This is a genomic window from Paenirhodobacter sp. CAU 1674, from assembly GCF_029222945.1.
Lineage (GTDB): Bacteria > Pseudomonadota > Alphaproteobacteria > Rhodobacterales > Rhodobacteraceae > Rhodobacter.
The window spans coordinates 125,986-145,279 of sequence record NZ_JARHUH010000007.1; the positions used below are offsets into that span (position 1 = coordinate 125,986).

General features: G+C 64.6%; 21 protein-coding genes and 1 pseudogene. 17 read left to right on the forward strand and 5 right to left on the reverse strand.

Annotated elements, in window-relative coordinates; translation table 11 throughout:
- Positions 1-48 precede the first annotated feature (48 nt).
- From P2G62_RS11605 to aroQ, 8 genes are all read left to right on the forward strand, one after another.
- Complete coding sequence (locus tag P2G62_RS11605; RefSeq protein ID WP_275735063.1) at positions 49-822, forward strand: methyltransferase domain-containing protein; 774 nt, start codon at positions 49-51, stop codon at positions 820-822.
- A gap of 316 nt (positions 823-1,138) precedes the next feature.
- The gene (locus tag P2G62_RS11610; protein WP_275735064.1) at positions 1,139-1,699 is read left to right on the forward strand and encodes a F0F1 ATP synthase subunit delta; all 561 of its coding nucleotides are present in this window, start codon (positions 1,139-1,141) and stop codon (positions 1,697-1,699) included.
- The gene (gene atpA, locus P2G62_RS11615) at positions 1,699-3,228 is read left to right on the forward strand and encodes a F0F1 ATP synthase subunit alpha (RefSeq protein ID WP_275735065.1); all 1,530 of its coding nucleotides are present in this window, start codon (positions 1,699-1,701) and stop codon (positions 3,226-3,228) included. Before P2G62_RS11610 ends, atpA begins: the two co-directional genes overlap by 1 nt.
- A 20-nt stretch (positions 3,229-3,248) precedes the next feature.
- The gene (locus P2G62_RS11620; RefSeq protein WP_275735066.1) at positions 3,249-4,124 is read left to right on the forward strand and encodes a F0F1 ATP synthase subunit gamma; all 876 of its coding nucleotides are present in this window, start codon (positions 3,249-3,251) and stop codon (positions 4,122-4,124) included.
- A gap of 18 nt (positions 4,125-4,142) precedes the next feature.
- Positions 4,143-5,561 carry a F0F1 ATP synthase subunit beta gene (atpD, locus tag P2G62_RS11625; RefSeq protein WP_275735067.1) on the forward strand — a complete coding sequence of 473 codons (1,419 nt, stop codon included), beginning with the start codon at positions 4,143-4,145 and terminating at the stop codon, positions 5,559-5,561.
- Between the two features lie 12 nt (positions 5,562-5,573).
- Positions 5,574-5,972, forward strand: coding sequence for a F0F1 ATP synthase subunit epsilon (locus P2G62_RS11630; RefSeq protein ID WP_275735068.1), 399 nt, complete (start codon positions 5,574-5,576; stop codon positions 5,970-5,972).
- 105 nt (positions 5,973-6,077) lie between these two features.
- Positions 6,078-6,428 carry an H-type lectin domain-containing protein gene (locus tag P2G62_RS11635; protein WP_275735069.1) on the forward strand — a complete coding sequence of 117 codons (351 nt, stop codon included), beginning with the start codon at positions 6,078-6,080 and terminating at the stop codon, positions 6,426-6,428.
- Between the two features lie 51 nt (positions 6,429-6,479).
- Entirely contained in the window at positions 6,480-6,920 is a 441-nt protein-coding gene (aroQ, locus tag P2G62_RS11640; protein WP_275735070.1) for a type II 3-dehydroquinate dehydratase, read from the forward strand.
- Between the two features lie 80 nt (positions 6,921-7,000).
- Here aroQ and P2G62_RS11645 read toward each other — a convergent pair whose 3' ends face one another.
- The 3 genes from P2G62_RS11645 to groES form a co-directional block, all read right to left on the reverse strand.
- Positions 7,001-7,522 carry a hypothetical protein gene (locus P2G62_RS11645; RefSeq protein ID WP_275735071.1) on the reverse strand — a complete coding sequence of 174 codons (522 nt, stop codon included), beginning with the start codon at positions 7,520-7,522 and terminating at the stop codon, positions 7,001-7,003.
- A 103-nt stretch (positions 7,523-7,625) separates the two neighbouring features.
- On the reverse strand, positions 7,626-9,263 hold the full coding sequence (groL, locus tag P2G62_RS11650) for a chaperonin GroEL (protein WP_275735072.1): 1,638 nt from the start codon (positions 9,261-9,263) through the stop codon (positions 7,626-7,628).
- A 56-nt stretch (positions 9,264-9,319) separates the two neighbouring features.
- On the reverse strand, positions 9,320-9,607 hold the full coding sequence (gene groES, locus P2G62_RS11655; RefSeq protein WP_275735073.1) for a co-chaperone GroES: 288 nt from the start codon (positions 9,605-9,607) through the stop codon (positions 9,320-9,322).
- A gap of 195 nt (positions 9,608-9,802) precedes the next feature.
- On the opposite strand from groES, the gene P2G62_RS11660 reads away from it, so the two are divergent.
- The 7 genes from P2G62_RS11660 (at position 9,803) to P2G62_RS11690 (ending at position 16,134) form a co-directional block, all read left to right on the forward strand.
- Complete coding sequence (locus P2G62_RS11660) at positions 9,803-10,786, forward strand: TraB/GumN family protein (RefSeq protein WP_275735074.1); 984 nt, start codon at positions 9,803-9,805, stop codon at positions 10,784-10,786.
- A gap of 118 nt (positions 10,787-10,904) precedes the next feature.
- Entirely contained in the window at positions 10,905-11,825 is a 921-nt protein-coding gene (locus tag P2G62_RS11665) for a manganese-dependent inorganic pyrophosphatase (protein ID WP_275735075.1), read from the forward strand.
- Positions 11,826-12,163: 338 nt separating this feature from the next.
- Positions 12,164-13,042 carry a TIGR01459 family HAD-type hydrolase gene (locus P2G62_RS11670; protein WP_275735076.1) on the forward strand — a complete coding sequence of 293 codons (879 nt, stop codon included), beginning with the start codon at positions 12,164-12,166 and terminating at the stop codon, positions 13,040-13,042.
- A 157-nt stretch (positions 13,043-13,199) separates the two neighbouring features.
- Positions 13,200-13,643: a MaoC family dehydratase gene (locus P2G62_RS11675; RefSeq protein WP_275735077.1), complete on the forward strand. Its 444-nt coding sequence runs from the start codon at positions 13,200-13,202 to the stop codon at positions 13,641-13,643.
- A gap of 34 nt (positions 13,644-13,677) precedes the next feature.
- Positions 13,678-14,598: a bifunctional riboflavin kinase/FAD synthetase gene (locus P2G62_RS11680; protein ID WP_275735078.1), complete on the forward strand. Its 921-nt coding sequence runs from the start codon at positions 13,678-13,680 to the stop codon at positions 14,596-14,598.
- Between the two features lie 40 nt (positions 14,599-14,638).
- The gene (locus tag P2G62_RS11685) at positions 14,639-15,088 is read left to right on the forward strand and encodes a YcgN family cysteine cluster protein (RefSeq protein ID WP_275735079.1); all 450 of its coding nucleotides are present in this window, start codon (positions 14,639-14,641) and stop codon (positions 15,086-15,088) included.
- Positions 15,085-16,134 (forward strand): low specificity L-threonine aldolase, encoded by a 1,050-nt coding sequence (locus tag P2G62_RS11690; RefSeq protein ID WP_275735080.1) that lies wholly within the window; start codon positions 15,085-15,087, stop codon positions 16,132-16,134. Before P2G62_RS11685 ends, P2G62_RS11690 begins: the two co-directional genes overlap by 4 nt.
- Before the next feature lie 160 nt (positions 16,135-16,294).
- Here the strand turns inward: P2G62_RS11690 and P2G62_RS11695 are convergent, their stop codons facing one another.
- Entirely contained in the window at positions 16,295-17,107 is an 813-nt protein-coding gene (locus P2G62_RS11695; RefSeq protein WP_275735081.1) for an alpha/beta hydrolase, read from the reverse strand.
- Positions 17,107-17,706, reverse strand: a complete 600-nt coding sequence (locus P2G62_RS11700; protein ID WP_275735082.1) for a 2-hydroxychromene-2-carboxylate isomerase — start codon at positions 17,704-17,706, stop codon at positions 17,107-17,109. Before P2G62_RS11700 ends, P2G62_RS11695 begins: the two co-directional genes overlap by 1 nt.
- A gap of 117 nt (positions 17,707-17,823) precedes the next feature.
- Between P2G62_RS11700 and P2G62_RS11705 the strand changes: the two genes are divergently transcribed.
- Both P2G62_RS11705 and P2G62_RS17790 read left to right on the forward strand, forming a co-directional pair.
- Entirely contained in the window at positions 17,824-18,843 is a 1,020-nt protein-coding gene (locus P2G62_RS11705) for a ribose-phosphate pyrophosphokinase (protein WP_275735083.1), read from the forward strand.
- A 178-nt stretch (positions 18,844-19,021) separates the two neighbouring features.
- A pseudogene (locus tag P2G62_RS17790) lies at positions 19,022-19,285 on the forward strand (EamA family transporter); the annotation flags it as partial.
- Between the last annotated feature and the right edge of the window lie 9 nt (positions 19,286-19,294).

Genomic DNA, 19,294 nt, shown 5'->3' on the forward strand with positions numbered 1-19,294 from the left:
GCTTTCGTTATTCTTGCCCCAGCTTCGCCCAAGGAGGCCCGCTGCGCAATGCATCTTGATGTGCTCGATCTGCGGAACTTTTACTATCGCACCCAGTTGGGGCGTGCGGCGCAGAAGGCCGTGCGCGACCGTGTCTTGTCGCTGTGGCCCGCGGGGCCGGAAATGACCGGGCTGACGGTGGCGGGCTTTGGCTTTGCGGTGCCGCTGTTGCGGCCCTATCTGGACTGCGCGCGCCGGGTGATCGGGCTGATGCCGGCGCAGCAAGGCGTGATGCCCTGGCCTGCGGGGATGCCCAATGTCTCGGTGCTGTGCGACGAAACCCGCTGGCCGCTGGAAACCGGCATGGTCGACCGGCTGGTGGTGATGCATGGGCTCGAAGCCTCGGACCATCCCGATGCGCTGCTGGAGGAATGCTGGCGGGTGCTGGGGCCCGGGGGGCGGGCGTTGTTGATCGTGCCGAACCGCGCGGGGCTTTGGGCGCCGCGCGAAACCACGCCCTTCGGCTTTGGCAGGCCCTATTCGCTCGGCCAGCTGGATGCGCAGGCCCGCCGGGCGCGGTTCGTGCCCGAGCGTCACGGCGCGGCCCTTTATATCCCGCCCTCGCATCGCCGGTTCTGGCTGCGTTCGGCGCCGATGTGGGAACGCATGGGCGCGCGCGTCTCGGGGTTGCTTGCGGCCGGTGTGGTGATGCTCGAAGTGTCCAAACAGGTGCATGCGCCGCGCCGTCCGGGGCTGGGGGCGGCGGTGCGCAAGCCGCTGTCCATCCTGGAAGGCGCGGTCAAACCCGCAGCCGACCCGGCACGGCTGCGCAGCCCGGGCTGAATGGGCCGGATGCGGGGCGGGTGAATCACTTGCCACGAAATTAGGCAGTCTTGTTGCCATAACCTTTGCGTCACTTCCCCCGATTTTTCCGTTAGCGCCCGAACTTTCCGGGGCTTTGCGCTAACAGTTGTGCCGCAGGTGCAAATAGCACCTCTGGCATTCACATTCTGTTGTGCAAGATGGTTGCGAGGGGGGGATTGCTCTGCTACACGCGGGGCCGATATGCGACGTATGGGCGACCCCATACGCCAAGGGGGGCCTTCGGTCCGGGCCGTCAGGCTCTGGATGCGACGGCAAGAGCATCGGAAGGGTGGACGTGTCCGAACCAGCTTCGATTTCCGCAGCCATCGCCGGGCGTTATGCCACGGCTATTTTCGAACTTGCACGCGATGCCGGGGGCCTTGGCGCCCTTGAATCGGACGTGGGTGCGCTCAGCGCCGCGCTGGCGGATTCCGCCGATCTGCGCGAGCTGATCTCCTCGCCGGTCTATTCGCGCGAAGAGCAGGGTGCGGCGATTGCCACCCTGGCCCAGAAAATGGGGCTGTCGGCCGCACTGGCCAATGGCCTTGCGCTGATGGCGCAAAAGCGGCGCCTGTTTGCGCTGCCGCAGCTTCTCAAAGCGCTGGCCGAAGCCATCGCCACCGAGAAAGGCGAAGTGACCGCAGAGGTGGTTTCGGCCGCCGCGCTGTCCGACGCGCAGGCCGAGAAACTGGCCGCAACGCTGAACCAACAGACGGGCAAGACCGTCAAACTCAACATTGCCGTGGATGAAAGCCTCATCGGCGGCATGATCGTCAAGCTGGGCTCGCGCATGATCGACACCTCGGTCAAGTCGAAACTCGCTTCCCTCCAGAACACCATGAAAGAGGTCGGATAATGGGCATCCAAGCAGCTGAGATCTCTGCTATCCTCAAGGAGCAGATCAAGAATTTCGGGCAAGACGCCCAAGTTGCCGAAGTGGGCCGTGTGCTCTCGGTCGGTGACGGGATCGCCCGTGTGCACGGGCTCGACAACGTCCAGGCGGGCGAAATGGTCGAGTTCCCCGGCGGCATCCGCGGCATGGCGCTGAACCTCGAAGTCGACAACGTCGGTGTCGTTATCTTCGGTTCGGACCGTGACATCAAAGAAGGCGACACGGTGAAGCGCACCAACGCCATCGTGGACGTTCCGGTGGGCGAGGCCCTGCTGGGCCGCGTCGTGGACGGCCTTGGCAACCCGATCGACGGCAAGGGCCCGATCGAAGCCGCCAAGCGCATGGTTGCCGACGTCAAGGCGCCGGGCATCATTCCGCGGAAATCGGTGCACGAACCGATGGCGACCGGCCTGAAATCGGTCGACGCAATGATCCCCGTCGGCCGTGGCCAGCGCGAGCTGATCATCGGCGACCGTCAGACCGGCAAGACCGCGATCGCGCTCGACACCATTCTGAACCAGAAGTCGTATAACGACGCCAACCCGGCCAACAAACTGCACTGCTTCTATGTCGCTATCGGCCAGAAGCGTTCGACCGTTGCCCAGCTGGTTAAAAAGCTCGAGGAAACCGGCGCGATCGAATACACGACCGTGATCGCCGCGACCGCCTCGGACCCGGCGCCGATGCAGTTCCTGGCGCCCTATTCGGCGACCGCGATGGCAGAATACTTCCGCGACTCGGGCCGTCACGCCCTGATCATCTACGATGACCTGTCGAAACAGGCCGTGTCCTATCGTCAGATGTCGCTGCTGCTGCGTCGTCCCCCGGGGCGTGAAGCCTATCCGGGCGACGTGTTCTACCTGCACTCGCGTCTGCTGGAGCGTTCGGCGAAGCTGAACGAAGACTTCGGCGCCGGTTCGCTGACCGCTCTGCCGATCATCGAAACCCAGGGCGGCGACGTGTCGGCGTTCATTCCGACCAACGTGATCTCGATCACCGACGGCCAGATCTTCCTGGAAACCGAACTGTTCTACCAGGGCATCCGCCCGGCCGTGAACACCGGTCTGTCGGTGTCGCGCGTGGGTTCGTCGGCTCAGACCAACTCGATGAAGACCGTTGCCGGTCCGGTGAAACTGGAACTCGCTCAGTATCGCGAAATGGCTGCCTTCGCGCAGTTCGGTTCGGATCTTGATGCGGCGACCCAGAAGCTGCTGAACCGTGGCGCGCGTCTGACCGAGCTGATGAAACAGCCGCAGTATTCGCCGCTGACCAACGCGGAAATCGTGGCCGTCATCTTCGCGGGCACCCAGGGCTTCCTGGATGCGATCCCGGTCAAGGACGTGGCGCGCTTCGAAAAAGGCCTGCTGGCCCACCTGCGTGGCGCCCGCAAAGACATCCTCGACTGGCTGACCAGCGACGACCCGAAAATCAAGGGTGCGGATGCGGACAAGCTGAAAGCTGCGATCGAAGAATTCGCCAAGACCTTCGCGTAAGCGCCTGAAAGGACAGGGAAATGCCCAGCCTTAAGGACCTCAAAAACCGGATCCAAAGCGTCAAGAACACGCGGAAGATCACGAAGGCGATGCAGATGGTCGCGGCCGCAAAATTGCGCCGCGCCCAGGAAGCCGCCGAAAGCGCTCGGCCCTTCGCCGATCGCATGACCGCCGTCATGTCGGGGCTTGCAGCCTCGGTGGGCGGCTCCGACAGCGCGCCCCGGCTTCTGGCCGGGACGGGTTCGGATCAGACCCACCTGCTGGTGGTGATGACCGGCGAACGCGGGCTTTGCGGTGGCTTCAACGCCAACATCGCCAAGCTCGCCAAGCAGCGTGCCACCGAGCTGCTGGCCCAAGGCAAGACGGTCAAGATCCTGACCGTCGGCAAGAAAGGCCGCGACGCCATGCGTCGCGACTTTGGCCAGTATTTCGTGGCGCATGTCGATCTCTCCGAGATCAAGCGCATCGGCTATGCGAACGCTCAGGATATCGCCCGCGATCTTCTGAACCGTTTCGAAGCCGGCGAATTCGACGTGGCGACGATCTTCTTCGCCCGCTTCGAAAGCGTGATCTCGCAGGTCCCGACCGCGAAACAAATCATCCCCGCGCAGTTCGAAGCGGCGGAAACCACCGGCACGTCGGCGGTTTACGACTACGAACCCAGCGAGGAAGCGATTTTGGCAGACCTTCTGCCGCGCGGTGTTGCAACGGCGATCTTCGCGGCCCTTCTGGAAAACAACGCGTCCTTCAACGGCGCCCAGATGTCGGCCATGGATAACGCCACGCGCAACGCGGGTGAGATGATCGACAAGCTGACGATCGAGTTCAACCGCTCGCGTCAGGCCGTGATCACCAACGAGCTTATCGAAATCATTTCGGGCGCCGAGGCGCTCTGACGGAACCGGAGAAACACTATGGCATCTAAAGGCAAAGTCACGCAGGTGATCGGCGCCGTCGTGGACGTTCAGTTCGAAGACGGCCTGCCGGCGATCCTTAACGCGCTGAACACTGAAAACAACGGCAAGAAACTGGTCCTCGAAGTGGCCCAGCACCTTGGCGAAAACACCGTGCGCGCCATCGCTATGGACGCGACCGAAGGTCTGGTTCGTGGCGCCCCCGTCACCGACACCGGCGCGCCGATCTCGGTGCCGGTCGGCAACGCGACGCTGGGCCGCATCCTGAACGTCATCGGCGAGCCCGTTGACGAAAAAGGTCCGGTCACCGCGTCGGAACACCGCGCCATCCACCAGCCCGCCCCGGATTTCGCCGCGCAGTCGACCGCGTCGGAAATCCTGGTCACCGGCATCAAGGTCATCGACCTGCTGGCGCCCTACTCGAAGGGCGGCAAGATCGGCCTGTTCGGCGGCGCCGGCGTGGGCAAGACCGTTTTGATCATGGAACTGATCAACAACATCGCCAAAGTGCACTCGGGCTTCTCGGTGTTCGCGGGCGTTGGCGAACGGACCCGTGAAGGTAACGACCTGTACCACGAGATGATCGAATCGGGCGTTATCGTCCCGGACGATCTGGAGAAATCGAAAGTGGCGCTGGTCTACGGTCAGATGAACGAACCGCCGGGGGCGCGTATGCGCGTCGCTCTGTCGGGTCTGACCCTGGCTGAACAGTTCCGCGACCAGTCGGGCACGGACGTTCTGTTCTTCGTCGACAACATCTTCCGCTTCACCCAGGCGGGTTCGGAAGTGTCGGCACTGCTGGGCCGTATTCCTTCGGCCGTGGGCTATCAGCCGACGCTGGCCACCGACATGGGCGCGCTGCAGGAACGCATCACCTCGACCAACGCGGGCTCGATCACCTCGGTGCAGGCCATCTACGTTCCGGCCGACGACCTTACCGACCCGGCGCCGGCAACCTCGTTCGCCCACCTCGACGCCACGACCGTTCTGTCGCGTGCGATTTCGGAACTCGGCATCTACCCGGCCGTGGACCCGCTCGACTCGACCTCGCGTCTGCTCGATCCGGCCGTGATCGGTGACGAACACTACGCCGTTGCCCGTGATGTGCAGGGTATCCTTCAGCGCTACAAATCGCTGCAGGACATCATCGCCATCCTCGGCATGGACGAGCTGTCGGAAGAGGACAAGCTGACCGTGGCCCGCGCCCGGAAGATCCAGCGTTTCCTGTCGCAGCCCTTCGACGTGGCGAAAGTGTTCACCGGTTCGGACGGCGTTCAGGTGCCGCTGGAAGACACCATCCGCTCGTTCAAGGCGGTTGTGGCCGGCGAATACGATCACCTGCCGGAAGCGGCCTTCTACATGGTCGGCGGCATCGACGAAGTCATCGCGAAGGCTGCGAAACTCGCCGCCGCTGCGTAAGGAGGCTGATCCATGGCCGATACGATGCAATTCGACCTCGTCTCGCCCGAACGGAAGCTTGCTTCCGTGACGGCGCGCGAGGTTCGCATTCCGGGCGCCGATGGCGACCTGACCGCGATGCCGGGGCACGCGGCCCTGATCACCACGCTGCGTCCGGGGATCCTGACGGTCGTCGGGCCCGAGGGCACGGCTGACTATGCGGTGACCGGCGGGTTCGCGGAAATCTCGCCCGAGGGCGTGACCGTGCTCGCCGAGCGCGGCTTGCCGAAAGCCGAGCTGACCGCGGCGATCCATGCCGAGATGATGGCCGAAGCCCGGTCCGTCGTCGAGGCGGCCCATCCTTCGGTGGTCGACGCGGCCACCAAGATGCTGGCCGACATGGAAGCCCTGGGCACCCATATGTCGCTGTAAGCGCACCAAAAACATCGCAAAGAAAGCCCCGGGTCATCCCGGGGCTTTTTTATTTCTCCGGTCGGGCGTAAACCTTGAAAAACTAAGGCCGTGGGTGGGGGAACGATGCTGCGGATGAACAGCCACTCGCTCGGGATCACGCAGGGCTCTTTGATCCTGTTTTCCGACTATCAGGACGGGGGCGTGATGTGGACCGGCGAGGGACCGCGCGAATTGCGCAAGATCGTGGAGTTCGAAGAGCCGTTCAAACTGCCGCCGGTGGTGCAGGTCAGCCTGTCGATGTGGGACATCGACCAGAAGCATAACGGGCGGATGGATATTTCGGCGGACATGATTACCGAAGAGGGCTTCGTGATCGTGTTCCGCACCTGGGGCGATACCCGCGTGGCACGGGTGCGCGCCGACTGGCTGGCGATCGGCGCACTGGCGCATGAAGACGACTGGGAAATTGTCTGACGCCGCTTGGCGCGGACGGCCACGAAAGACAAGCTACGGAAGGGCAGGGCGATGAACCGACAGATCTATATTCTCAATGGGCCGAACCTGAACCTGCTGGGGCAGCGCGAACCCGAGATCTACGGGCATGAAACCCTGACCGATGTCGAATTGCGCTGTGCGGCCATCGCGGGGCCGCGTGGCGTGCAGATCCGGCTGCTGCAAAGTAACCACGAAGGCCAGTTGATCGACTGGATCCATGAGGCGCGCCACGCCGCCTGCGGCATCGTCATCAACCCCGCGGCCTTCACCCATACCTCGGTCGCGATCCTCGATGCGCTCAACGCCTTCGAAGGGCCGGTGATCGAGGTGCATATCTCGAACGTGCACAAGCGCGAGGCGTTTCGCCATCACAGCTATGTCTCGGCCCGCGCCGAGGGCGTGATCGCCGGTCTGGGGATCGAAGGCTACGAAGCCGCGACGCGGCGTGTGCTGACTCTGGTGGGCGCCTGATCGCTTTTCCTTCTGCAACAATCGCGCCGCCCTCAGGGGCGGCGTTTCGGTGCTGAATTGACCTTTCGCGACACTCGCGCTCAGCCCGCCTGTCGCGCTGCGGTAATCATCGCCCGCACTCGGGCAGCCATCGCCTGCGCGGCCGCCTCATCCCCGAAATCCGCGATCGCGATATACTCCCCCGCCCCGAGGCTGATCTCGAGGACCGCCGTTTCGGACGTGTCTGGCGCCGAGGGCAACAGATAGACCCGCGGTGGCGGCAGATCGGCAAGCGGGCAGCGGCACCGCGTGGCGCCTCGGCCCATCGGCCGGGTCAGCAACTCGGCCATGCCGTGCGCCGGCGCAAGGCTCAGCCGTTTGAACGGCTGCCGCCCCTTGGCGATGAGCCCGATCCCGACGATACCGGCCAGGATCAGCCAGACGACCCCGAAAAGCGTCGCCCAGAGCGGTTCGGGCAGATGCTGCGCCAGCCAGATCGCGCCGCCGGATGCCCCGATGAGCACCACCACCCCGGGCCCGATCCACAGCGCCCGCCCGAGCGCGCGGGCGGGCCCGTCGGTGAAGATCAATTCGCCTGCCGCGCCTTCAGCCTGCAACCGCATTCCGCACCCTCGCCGCTCAATGCCCCCAGCCTGCCTGATCTCGCGGCAAAGAAAAAGGGCGCCGCAAGCGGCGCCCTTTCCTGTCCCTGACGGGAGCGGATGATTACATCATGCCGCCCATGCCGCCCATGTCGGGCATGCCGCCCGCAGCCGGTTTCGGCTCGGGTTTCTCGGCGATCATGCACTCGGTGGTGATCAGCAGGCCTGCGACCGAGGCTGCATCTTCCAGCGCGGTGCGGGTGACTTTCGCCGGGTCGATGACGCCGAACTTGAACATGTCGCCATATTCTTCGGTCTGCGCGTTGAAGCCGAAGGCCAGGTCGGTCGATTCACGGACCTTGCCCGCGACGACAGCCCCGTCAACACCGGCGTTTTCGGCGATCTGACGCATCGGCGCTTCGAGCGCGCGCTTGACGATCGCGATACCGGCTTCCTGATCGCCGTTTTCGCCTTTCAGCGATGCCAGAACCTTGCCGGCCTGAACCAGCGCCACGCCGCCGCCGACGACGATGCCTTCCTGCACGGCCGCACGGGTCGCGTTCAGGGCGTCATCGACACGGTCCTTGCGCTCTTTCACTTCGACTTCGGTCATGCCGCCGACGCGGATCACCGCAACGCCGCCTGCCAGTTTGGCCACGCGCTCTTGCAGTTTCTCTTTGTCGTAGTCCGAGGTGGTTTCCTCGATCTGGGTGCGGATCTGCGCCACGCGGGCCTCAATCTCGGCCTTGTCGCCAGCGCCGTCAACGATGGTGGTGTTCTCTTTCGAGATCGTCACCTTCTTGGCGTTACCCAGCATGTCCATGCCGACGTTTTCGAGCTTCATGCCCAGATCTTCCGAGATCACCTGGCCGCCAGTCAGGATCGCGATGTCCTGCAGCATGGCCTTGCGGCGATCGCCGAAGCCCGGAGCCTTGACGGCCGCGATTTTCAGGCCGCCGCGCAGCTTGTTGACGACCAGGGTCGCCAGCGCTTCGCCTTCCACGTCCTCGGCGATGATCAGCAGCGGTTTTTGCGACTGGATCACTTGCTCCAGCAGCGGGACCATCGGCTGCAGCGAGCTGAGTTTTTTCTCGTGCAGCAGGATGAGGCAGTCTTCCAGATCCGCGATCATCTTGTCGGGGTTGGTCACGAAGTAGGGCGACAGGTAGCCGCGGTCGAACTGCATGCCTTCGACGACTTCGACTTCGGTTTCCATGCCCTTGTTTTCTTCGACGGTGATGACACCCTCGTTGCCGACCTTCTGCATCGCGTCAGCGATGAAGCGGCCGATCACGGCTTCGCCGTTGGCCGAGATGGTGCCGACTTGGGCCACTTCGTCGCTGTCTTTCACCGGACGGGCCGCGGCCTTGATCGCCTCGACAACCTTCTGCGTGGCCAGATCGACGCCGCGCTTCAGGTCCATCGGGTTCATGCCGGCAGCAACGGCCTTCAGGCCTTCCTTGATGATGGCTTGCGCCAGAACGGTCGCGGTGGTGGTACCGTCGCCGGCCTCGTCATTGGTGCGCGAGGCGACTTCTTTCACCATCTGCGCGCCCATGTTCTCGAACTTGTCCGACAGTTCGATTTCCTTGGCAACCGACACACCGTCCTTGGTGATGCGCGGCGCGCCGAAGGATTTTTCGATGACCACGTTGCGGCCTTTCGGGCCCAGCGTCACCTTCACCGCATCGGCGAGGATGTTCACGCCCTTCAGCATGCGGTCGCGGGCGTCGGTCGAGAATTTAACGTCTTTGGCTGCCATGTCGTTGGCTCCTTGACTGGAATTTCGGAATTTAAGGCGAAGGGGTTATCGGCAGATCAGCCGATGATCCCCATGATGTCGCCCTCTTTCATGATCAGCAGTTCTTCGCCGTCGAGCGTCACTTCGGTGCCCGACCATTTGCCGAACAGGATGCGGTCGCCGACCTTGACCGAGGGTGCGATCAGCTCGCCCGAATCCTTGCGCGCGCCTTCGCCCACGGCGATCACTTCGCCTTCCGCGGGTTTTTCCTTGGCGCTGTCGGGGATGATCAGGCCGCCCTTGGTTTTTTCTTCGCTTTGCACGCGCTTGACCAGCACGCGGTCATGAAGCGGTTTGAATGCCATCTGGGTCACTCCCTAAGGTTCCAGGTTATGGGTCTTAGCACTCGCATCGGCTGAGTGCTAACGATGCCGGAGTTAGTCACGCGCCCCCCCGGCTGTCAACACCCGCAGTCGTGAAATTTTTCTACACCGGCGCCGCATCGGCTTGGCCCTCCCGTCCGCGCGTGGCAAGCTGGCACCAGCAGACCGGAGCCTTTTATGAAGCTGATTTTTGCCGCCCTGATCGCATTTACGCTCCCCTTCGCCGCGCAGGCGGGTTGCAGCGGGCACAACCTTTTCGACGCGTTGCCGCAGGCCCGTCAGGATGCGCTGACTGTCGCGGCCGACAGGGCGCCGCATGCGCGCGGCCTTCTGTTCGCGGCTGATCGCGGCGATCAGCATCTGACCCTGGTCGGCACCTATCATCTGCCTGATCCGCGCCATGACGCGACGCTGGAGGCGATCCGGCCCGATCTTCTGGCTGCCCGGACCCTGCTGGTCGAGGCCGGCCCCGATGAAGAGGCGGCGCTTCAGGTCGCCATGAAATCCGATCCGACCTTGATGTTTTCCACCGGCCCGACGCTGCCGGAAATCCTGCCTGAACAGGACTGGCAGGATCTGATGGCGGCTGCCACGGCGCGTGGCATGCCGGGGTTTCTGGTGGCCAAGATGCAGCCCGCCTTTGTCGCGGTGACGCTGGCGATGCCGCCCTGCGCGATGCAGGACGTGGCGCAGGGGCGCGGTGGGCTTGATAAGCAGGTGATGGCCGAGGCCCACGCCGCCGGGGTGCCGATCCGCGCGCTGGAACCCTATGACACCGTGTTTCGTCTGTTCGAACAGATCCCGCCCGAGGCGATCCCGGACATGCTGCGCGCGGCGGTGATCGGTGCGCGCGATGCCGAGGATATGGCGGTGACGATGGCGGATCTGTATTTTCGCGGCGAGCCCCGGCTGATCTGGGAATTCAGCCGGGAACAGGCGCTTGAGGGTGGCATGAGCGCAGCCGAGGTCGAGACACAGATGGCCCTGTCCGAAGAGATTCTGATGACCGCGCGCAACCGTGCCTGGTTGCCGGTGATCGAGGATGCGCTGGCGGAGGGACCCGTGGTCCTGGCGGCGGGGGCCTTGCATCTGTCCGGCGAGACCGGTCTTCTGGCGCTGCTCGAGGCCAGGGGGTTCACCATCACCCCGCTGCCGCGCTGACGCACCGCTGCAGTGCGGCATTTTTCCCGCGAAAACGCGGTTCCCCGGCATCGCGCGGGATGACAAGCCCCGGCGCGCACCGTATAACCCGCGCGAAACCGACCACGCGAGGAATCCCATGACCACCAAGGTTTTCGGCCACAAGGCCCCCGATACCGACTCGACCGGCTCGCCCATCGTCTGGGCCTGGTACATGACCGAAGTTCTGGGCACGCCCGCCGTGCCGGTGCTGCTGGGCGACCCCAACACCGAAGCGGCCTTCGTTCTGAAGCACTGGGATCTGCCCAAGCCCGAGATCATCGCGGATGTGGCCGAGGGCGAGAAAGTCGTCATCGTCGACACCAACAACCCGGCCGAGCTGCCCGCGGGCATCGCCAAGGCCGACATCACCGCGATCATCGACCACCACAAGCTGGTCGGCGGGCTGGAAACCAAGGGCCCGATCGACATTACCGTGCGCCCGCTGGCCTGCACCGCGACCATCATGTATGACCTGATGGGCGATGCCGCCAAGACCGCGCCGCGCGGGATCAAGGGCGCGATGCTCTCGTGCATCCTGTCCGACACGCTGGAATTCCGCTCGCCCACCACGACCGCGCATGACCGCGCCGTCTGCGAGGCGCTGGCCGCCGATCTGGGCGTGAACATGACCGAGCTGGCCACCGCGATGTTCGAGGCAAAATCCGATGTCTCGTCCTTCTCGGATGCCGAATTGCTGCGGATGGATTCCAAGGAATACACCGTCGACGGCGCCGAGCTGCGCGTTTCGGTTCTGGAAACCACCGCGCCCAAGCTGCTGCTGGACCGCAAGGACAGCCTGATGGGATCGATGCCGGGCGTGGCCAAGGAAGACGGCGCCGATCAGGTGCTGCTGTTCATCATCGACATCCTGAACGAAGAGGCCACGCTGCTGGTCCCGAACGATCTGGTCAAGAAGATCGCCGAAGCCTCGTTCGGTTGCACCGTCACCGGCGACACCGTCGTTCTGCCGGGCATCATGAGCCGGAAAAAACAGATCATCCCAGCGCTGAAGGTCTGATCCTTCGCGACCTTGCGGATCAGGGGCGGGGGGGTAACCCCCGCCCTTTTTTGTGCCTTGCTGCGCGAAAGGGGGCGCTGCCCCCTCGGCCTGCGGCCTCACCCCCGGGATATTTGAGCCAAAGTGAAAGAGTGCTTTCATCTTGGCAAAAATATCCCGGGGGTGAATTGGCGCAGCCAAGAGGGGGGCAGGGCCCCCATCTGTTGCAAGGTCACGCCGTGCCGCCGATCTGGAACTGCGACCTTTGCCAAAGCGTTACGCACATGCCATATACCCCGGCAAGACTGCGCGGGGCAGGCCCTGTGCATCCCGCCGCAATTGCCCTGGAAAGGCCCCAGATGACCCAGATTCTCCCCTCGCTCGCCGAGATTTCGGCCCCCTATGATGCGTTGTTCTGCGATCTGTGGGGCTGCCTGCACAATGGCGTCACGCCGTTTCCGGCAGCCGTGGCGGCCTTGCAGGGGTTCCGGGCGCGCGGTGGCAAGGTGGTGCTGCTGACCAATGCGCCGCGCCCGGCCCGGTTCGTGATTGCCACGCTGGACCGTCTGGGCGTGCCGCGCGATGCCTGGGATTTGGTGGTGAGTTCGGGTGACGCGGCACAGGATGCGATGCTTGCAGGCGCGGTGGGGCGCAAGGTCTGGCATCTGGGCCCCGCCAAGGACGACGGGTTCTTCACCGAAATTCCGCCGGAATGGCAGGGCCAGGCCGATGTCGAACGGGTGCCTTTCGACGAGGCCGAGGGCATCGTCTGCACCGGCCCCTTCGACGAGATGACCGAGGTGCCCGAAGATTACCGCGCGCGGTTCTTGCTGGCCAAGACCCGTGGCCTGCCGATGCTCTGCGCCAATCCCGATATTGTCGTCGACATGGGTGAAACGCGGATCTACTGCGCCGGTGCGCTGGCGGCGCTTTACGAGGAAATGGGCGGCACGGCGATGTATTTCGGCAAGCCGCATCCGCCGATCTACGATCTGGCGCGGCGCAAGCTCAGCGCGATCGGCGGTGTGGATGACAGCCGGATTCTGGCGATCGGCGACGGGATCAATACCGATGTGTCGGGCGCGGCGGGCGAGGGGATCGACGTGCTGTTCGTCTCGGGCGGGTTGGCGGCGGATCAGTTCGGCCCGGATGTCGAGAACCCCGACCCCGAACTGCTGGCGGCCTGGCTTGCCGCGCGTCAGCGCGACCCGCTGTTCACCATCGGCACGCTGCGCTGAGCCTGCCTGATCCCAAGGCAACTTCCCAGATGGGTGGAGGTGTGTCGCAATATTGTTGCTTATTTTTACGGCAATATGCAAATAAGTTGCGCGCACCCTTGCCTTGGCGCCTCCGGCCTGTTATGCCGCAGTGCAACATAACTCTGAGGTCCGGATCATGACGACGCCCGAAACCACTGCCACCAAGACGATTTTCCTCGAAGATCTGGAAATCGGCATGACGCGCTCGCTGAGCAAGGAAATCACCGACCGCGATATCGAGATGTTCGCCGAAGTCTCGACCGATCACAACCCGGTGCATCTGAACGACGATTACGCAAAGGCGACGATGTTTAAGGGCCGGATCGCCCATGGCATGCTGTCGGCGGGCCTGATTTCGGCGGTGATCGGCGAGCAACTGCCGGGGCACGGCACGATCTATCTGGGCCAGTCGCTGAAATTCCTGGCCCCCGTGCGCCCGGGTGAAACCGTCAAGGCCGAGGTCAAGGTCACCGCGATCGACCACGCCCGCCGCCGTGTCACCCTTGAAACCACCTGCATGGTGGGCGATACGGTGGTGATCAAGGGCGAGGCACTGGTTCTCGCGCCGTCGAAAAACTGAACTGACCGGCGGCCTCGTCGGCAAGGCGGGGACGATGCAGAAATTCACCGACTGGAAGGGCTTGCCCGATACGGCGCGCGGCGCATCGGTTGCGATGGGCAATTTCGATGGCGTGCATCTGGGCCACCAGTCGGTGATTGATCTGGCGCGCGGTCGCGGTCCGCTGGGGATCATCACCTTCGAGCCGCACCCGCGCGAATATTTCGCGCCCAAGGCCCCGCCGTTTCGTCTGATGAATGCCGAGGCCCGGGCGCATCGCCTGCAAAAGCTGGGCGTTTCCCACCTTTACGAATTGCCGTTCGGCGCCGAACTGGCGGGGATGGAGGCAGACGCCTTCGCCCGTGACGTGCTGGCCGAAGGGCTGGGCGTGACCCATGTCGCGGTGGGCGGGGATTTCCGGTTCGGCAAGGGGCGCACCGCAGGCGTTGCCGAATTGATCGGCTTCGGCCAGCGCTACGGGTTCGATGTGACCATTGCGCCCTTGCTGCACGTCGACGGGCTCGAGGTCTCCTCGACCGCGATCCGCACGGCGCTGGCCGAAGGCCGCCCGGGCGATGCGGCGGCGATGCTGGGCCACCTGCACCGGATCGAGGGCGAGGTGGTGCATGGCGAAAAGCGCGGCCGCGAACTGGGCTATCCCACGGCGAATATGGGCGTGGCCGGGCTGCATCTGCCCCGGCTCGGGGTCTATGCCGTCAAGGTCGATGTGCTGACCGGGCCGCAGGCGGGCAACTACATCGGGGCGGCGAGCCTTGGTGTGCGTCCGATGTTTGGTGAAAATACCCCGAACCTCGAAACCTATATCTTCGATTTCGCCGGGGATCTTTACGGCCAGCACCTGTCGGTGGCCTTCGTCGACTATCTGCGCCCCGAGATCAAATTCGACGGTCTGCCCGCGCTGATGGATCAGATGGCTGCGGATTGCGCCAAGGCGCGCGAAATCTTGACCGCCTGAGCCCCTTTTCCTTTCTTCCGCTTTGCGTCAGGGTTCCCCGATGAGCAAACTCCGCCCCCAGTTCTGGACCCTGCCGCTGACCAGCCTGACGCCCGCCGAATGGGAGGCGCTGTGCGACGGCTGCGGCAAATGCTGCCTGAACAAGCTGGAATATGAAGACACCGGCGAGGTCGAATTCACCCGTGTCGCCTGCCGCCTGCTGGATGGCGAGACCTGCCGCTGCGCACAATACGAGATCCGGCACCAGTTCGTGCCCGAATGCGTGCGGCTGACACCCAAGAACATCGCAGACATCGCCTATTGGATGCCGGCGACCTGCGCCTATCGGTTGCGCTTCGATGGCCAGCCGCTGGAGCCGTGGCACTACCTGATCTCGGGCGACCGGGAAACGGTGCACAGCAGCGGCAATTCGGTGCGCGGCTGGACGGTGCCCGAGTTCGAGGTGCCCGAGGAAGACTGGGACAATTACATCATCGAGGATCTGTCGTGAATTTCGCATCGGACAATACCGCGGGCGTCGCGCCGCAGATCATGGCGGCGCTGGCCGCGGCAAATGCGGGCCATGTGCCGTCCTATGGGGCCGACCCGCTCAACGCGGCGGTGACGGCGCAGATCCGCGAGATCTTCGAGGCGCCCGAGGCCGCGGTCTATCTGGTGGCGACCGGCACGGCGGCGAATGCGCTGTCCTGTGCGGTGCTAACCGATCCCTGGGGCGCGATCTTCTGCCATCGCAACGCCCATATCGAAGAGGATGAATGCGGCGCGCCGGAATTTTTCACCGGCGGCTCCAAGCTGGTGCTGGTCGACGGGGCGCATGCCCGGATGACGCCCGAGGCGCTGCGTCATACCATCGCCCATACCGGGCGCGGCGGCGTGCATAATGTGCAGCGTGGCATGGTCTCGATCACCAACGCGACCGAGGCGGGCACGGTCTATTCCGCCGCCGAAGTGGCGGCCCTGACACAGGTCGCGCGCGACTTCGGCCTGCCGGTGCATATGGATGGCGCGCGTTTCGCCAATGCGCTGGTCGCGGCGGGCTGCACTCCGGCCGAGATGACCTGGCGCGCGGGTGTCGACGTGCTGTCCTTCGGCGGCACCAAGAACGGCTGCATGGGCGTCGAGGCGGTGGTGATCTTCGATCCGAAACGCGCCTGGGAATTCGAATTGCGCCGCAAGCGGGCGGGGCATCTGTTCTCGAAACACCGCTTCCTGGCCGCCCAGATGCAGGCCTATCTGGAAGGCGATCTGTGGCTGGATCTGGCGCGGCATGCCAATGCGATGGCGGCACTGCTGTCGGCCCGGATCGCGGCGCTGCCCGGGGCGCGGCTGGTCCATCCGACCCATGCCAACGAGGTCTTCGCGGCCTTCCCGCGTGCCGCCCATCGCCGGGCTCAAGGGGCGGGGGCGGCCTATTACCTCTGGCCCTTCGATCAGTCGCTCGAAGGCGACATGGCCGAACCGCTCGCCGCCCGGATGGTCACCAGCTGGGCCACGACCGAGGCCGAGATCGACGCGTTCCTCGCGCTTCTGGGGTAACGCAGCAGGGGGCGCTGCCCCCGGCTCGTGCCAGCACTTCGTGGCATCTGACCAAGAGGACCTTCGCCTGTTTCCCCTGTGGTCTTTCACCTTGGCGCAAATATCCCGGGGGTGAGGGCGCATGCCCGAGGGGGCAGCGCCCCCTTGCTCCGGGTATGTCCTAGCTGCGCTCCAGATTAAGGCCGATCAGGTCGGTGACCTGCCGGGCGTGGGTCACGGGCAGCATGTGTCCGCCGCCCGGGATGCAGGCGGTGCCGACATCGGACAGGCGCGCGGCGATGGCCTCGCAGACTTCGGGCACGATGGCCGGGCTTTTATCGCCATGAATCAGCATCACCGGTGCGTCGATGGCTTCGATCCCGTCGGGGCGGCAGATCCGGCCCGGGTCTTCGAAATTGGCCGCGCTGATATTGCCGACCATCGGCATCTGCGTGATGAACCGCGCGCGCTGATGCTCGGGCAGGGCCTCCCAGGGCACGCCCGCGCCCCAGGCGCCCATGAAGCCGCGCGCGGCGGCCTCCAGGTTGCCTGCGGCGATCTCGGCTTCGAAATGGTCCTGATGGGCGCGCAGCTCGCGCCATTTCGCGCTGCCTTCGACGGCGGCAAACAGCACTGGCTCGATCAGCGTGAGCGAGCGGACCGCCTCGGGGGCGGCCACCGCGATGCGCAGCGCGACCGAGGCGCCGAAGCTGTGGCCGATCAGATCGACGGGGCGGTCGATGAAGCCCGCCGCGATCTGCGTCACCAGCGTCTGGAAGGCGCCGGGGGCCGCGCCGCTGGCGTCCCAGGGGGCGGATTGGCCGTGGTTCGGCTGATCGAAGGCGATGGCGCTGATCTGTTCGCCCAGCGGTGCCAGCACCGGCCCCCAAAGCTGGCTTGCGCCCAGCGTGCAGTGTACGGCCAGGGCCGGGCGCGGGCCCGTGCCGATAGTTTGCCAGAAGATCTCGTGGCCTTGGCGGATGTCCGTGTGCATTACAGCCCCGCCAGATGAGCGTCGAGGAAATCGAGCCGGTCCTGGCCCCAGAATCGCTGGTCGGTCTCGGCCACGATATAGAAGGGCGAGCCGAAGACACCCCGCTCGACCGCCTCTTCGAGGTTCTTCTCATAGGCCATCGCGCCGGCAAACAGCCCGGTGGTGACCAGATCCCCGTCAAACCCGTTGGCGACGAGCGCGGCGCGGATCACATCGTCCTCGGCAATGTTCCGGTCCTCGGCCCAGACCGCACGGGCCAGCGCCTGCACCAGCCCGCCCAGATCGCCGCCGCCCGCCTTTTGCGCGGCGATCACGGCATAAGAGGCCGGCGCCGGGTTCGGCGGATAGCCTGCGGGGGTGAAATTCATAGGCTTGCCCAGTTTGGCGGACCAGCGTTGCAGCTCTTGCATGCGATAGGCCATGCGGCTGGGATGGCGGGCGGCCGGGCGGGTGCCGCCGGTGCGGTCGAACAGCGCCAGCAGATCCAGCGGCTTGTAGGTCACCGCAGCGCCATGTTTTGCGGCAATTTCTTCAAGCCGGGTGCCTGCAAGATAGGTCCAGGGGCTGAAGATAGAGAAAAAATAGTCAATCTGGGCCATCGGGCACCTTTCACACGCGCGTCATGTTTGCGGGCAAGCTAGCCGGGTGTTAAGGCAGGCGCAATCTTCGCGAATCCGCCGGATCTGCCCCGGCCGTAGCTCAAAGGTGCCCCTCCGATGCCCGCCATGACCGAACCCAAACTGATTTCCGGCAATGCCAACAAACCCTTGGCGAATGCCATTGCGCGGCGCATGTCGATGCACCGCGGCATGTCGGTCAATCTGGTGGATGCCCGGGTCGAACGGTTCAACGATCAGGAAATCTTCGTCGAGGTCTATGAAAATGTCCGCGGCGAGGACATGTATATCATCCAGTCGACCTCGAACCCGGCCAATGACAACCTGATGGAACTGCTGATCATGACCGATGCGCTCAAGCGCAGTTCGGCCGATCGCATCACCGCCGTCATCCCCTATTTCGGCTATGCCCGCCAGGACCGCCGCGCCAAGGCCCGCACGCCGATCTCGGCCAAGCTGGTGGCGAACCTGCTGACCGAAGCGGGTGTCGACCGCATCCTGACGCTCGATCTGCATGCCGCGCAGATCCAGGGCTTCTTCGATATTCCGGTGGACAACCTCTATGCCAGCCCGGTCTTCGCGCTGGACATCCTGCACCACTTCAAGGGCCAGCTGAACGACGTGATGGTGATCTCGCCCGACGTGGGCGGCGTGGCGCGTGCGCGCGAACTGGCCAAGCGCATCGGCGCGCCGCTGTCGATCGTGGACAAGCGCCGCGAGAAGGCGGGCGAAGTTGCCGGCATGACCGTGATCGGCGATGTCTCGGGCAAGAAATGCATCATCGTGGATGACATCTGCGACACTGCGGGCACGCTGTGCAAGGCGGCCGAAGTGCTGGTCGAGAATGGCGCGACCGAAGTGCACGCCTATATCACCCACGGCGTTCTGTCCGGCCCGGCGGTCGAGCGGGTGTCGAAATCGGTGATGAAGTCGCTGGTCATCACCGATTCGATCGAACCGACCGATGCGGTGAAGAACTGCGAAAATATCCGCATCGTGCCGACCGCGCCGATGTTCGCGCAGGCGATCCTGAACACCTGGTCGGGCACCTCGGTCAGTTCGCTGTTCGAGACCGACACGCTGGTGCCGATCTACGAGGGCATGTATTCGGCCAGCTGAGTGCCGTTGCCGCGACAACATCGGGCCCGGGTGCATCATCGCCCGGGCCTTTTTCATGCCTGCTGCCGAAGGAACATTGCCGCGCGCGGCGCGCCGAGGCAGGGTGGCGGCCATGCGCCTGTTCCTGCTGACCTGTCTGGTGATGTTGGCCTTTGCCTCGAATTCGGTGCTGAACCGGATGGCGGTGGGCGTGGCGGGGCTGGACCCGGCCTTCGTGGCGGTGCTGCGGTTGGGATCGGGGGCCATGGTGTTGCTGGGGCTGGTGCTGGGCCTGCGCGGCACGGCGGCGCTGCGGGCCAATCTGCGGGTGGCGGGCGTCGGCATGGCGACGCTGTTTCTGTATGTCTTCGGGTTTTCAATCGCCTCGGGGCTGGTCGATGCGGGCATTGGCGCGCTGGTGCTGTTCGGCGCGGTGCAGATCACCATGTTCACCGGTGCCCTGATCGCGCGC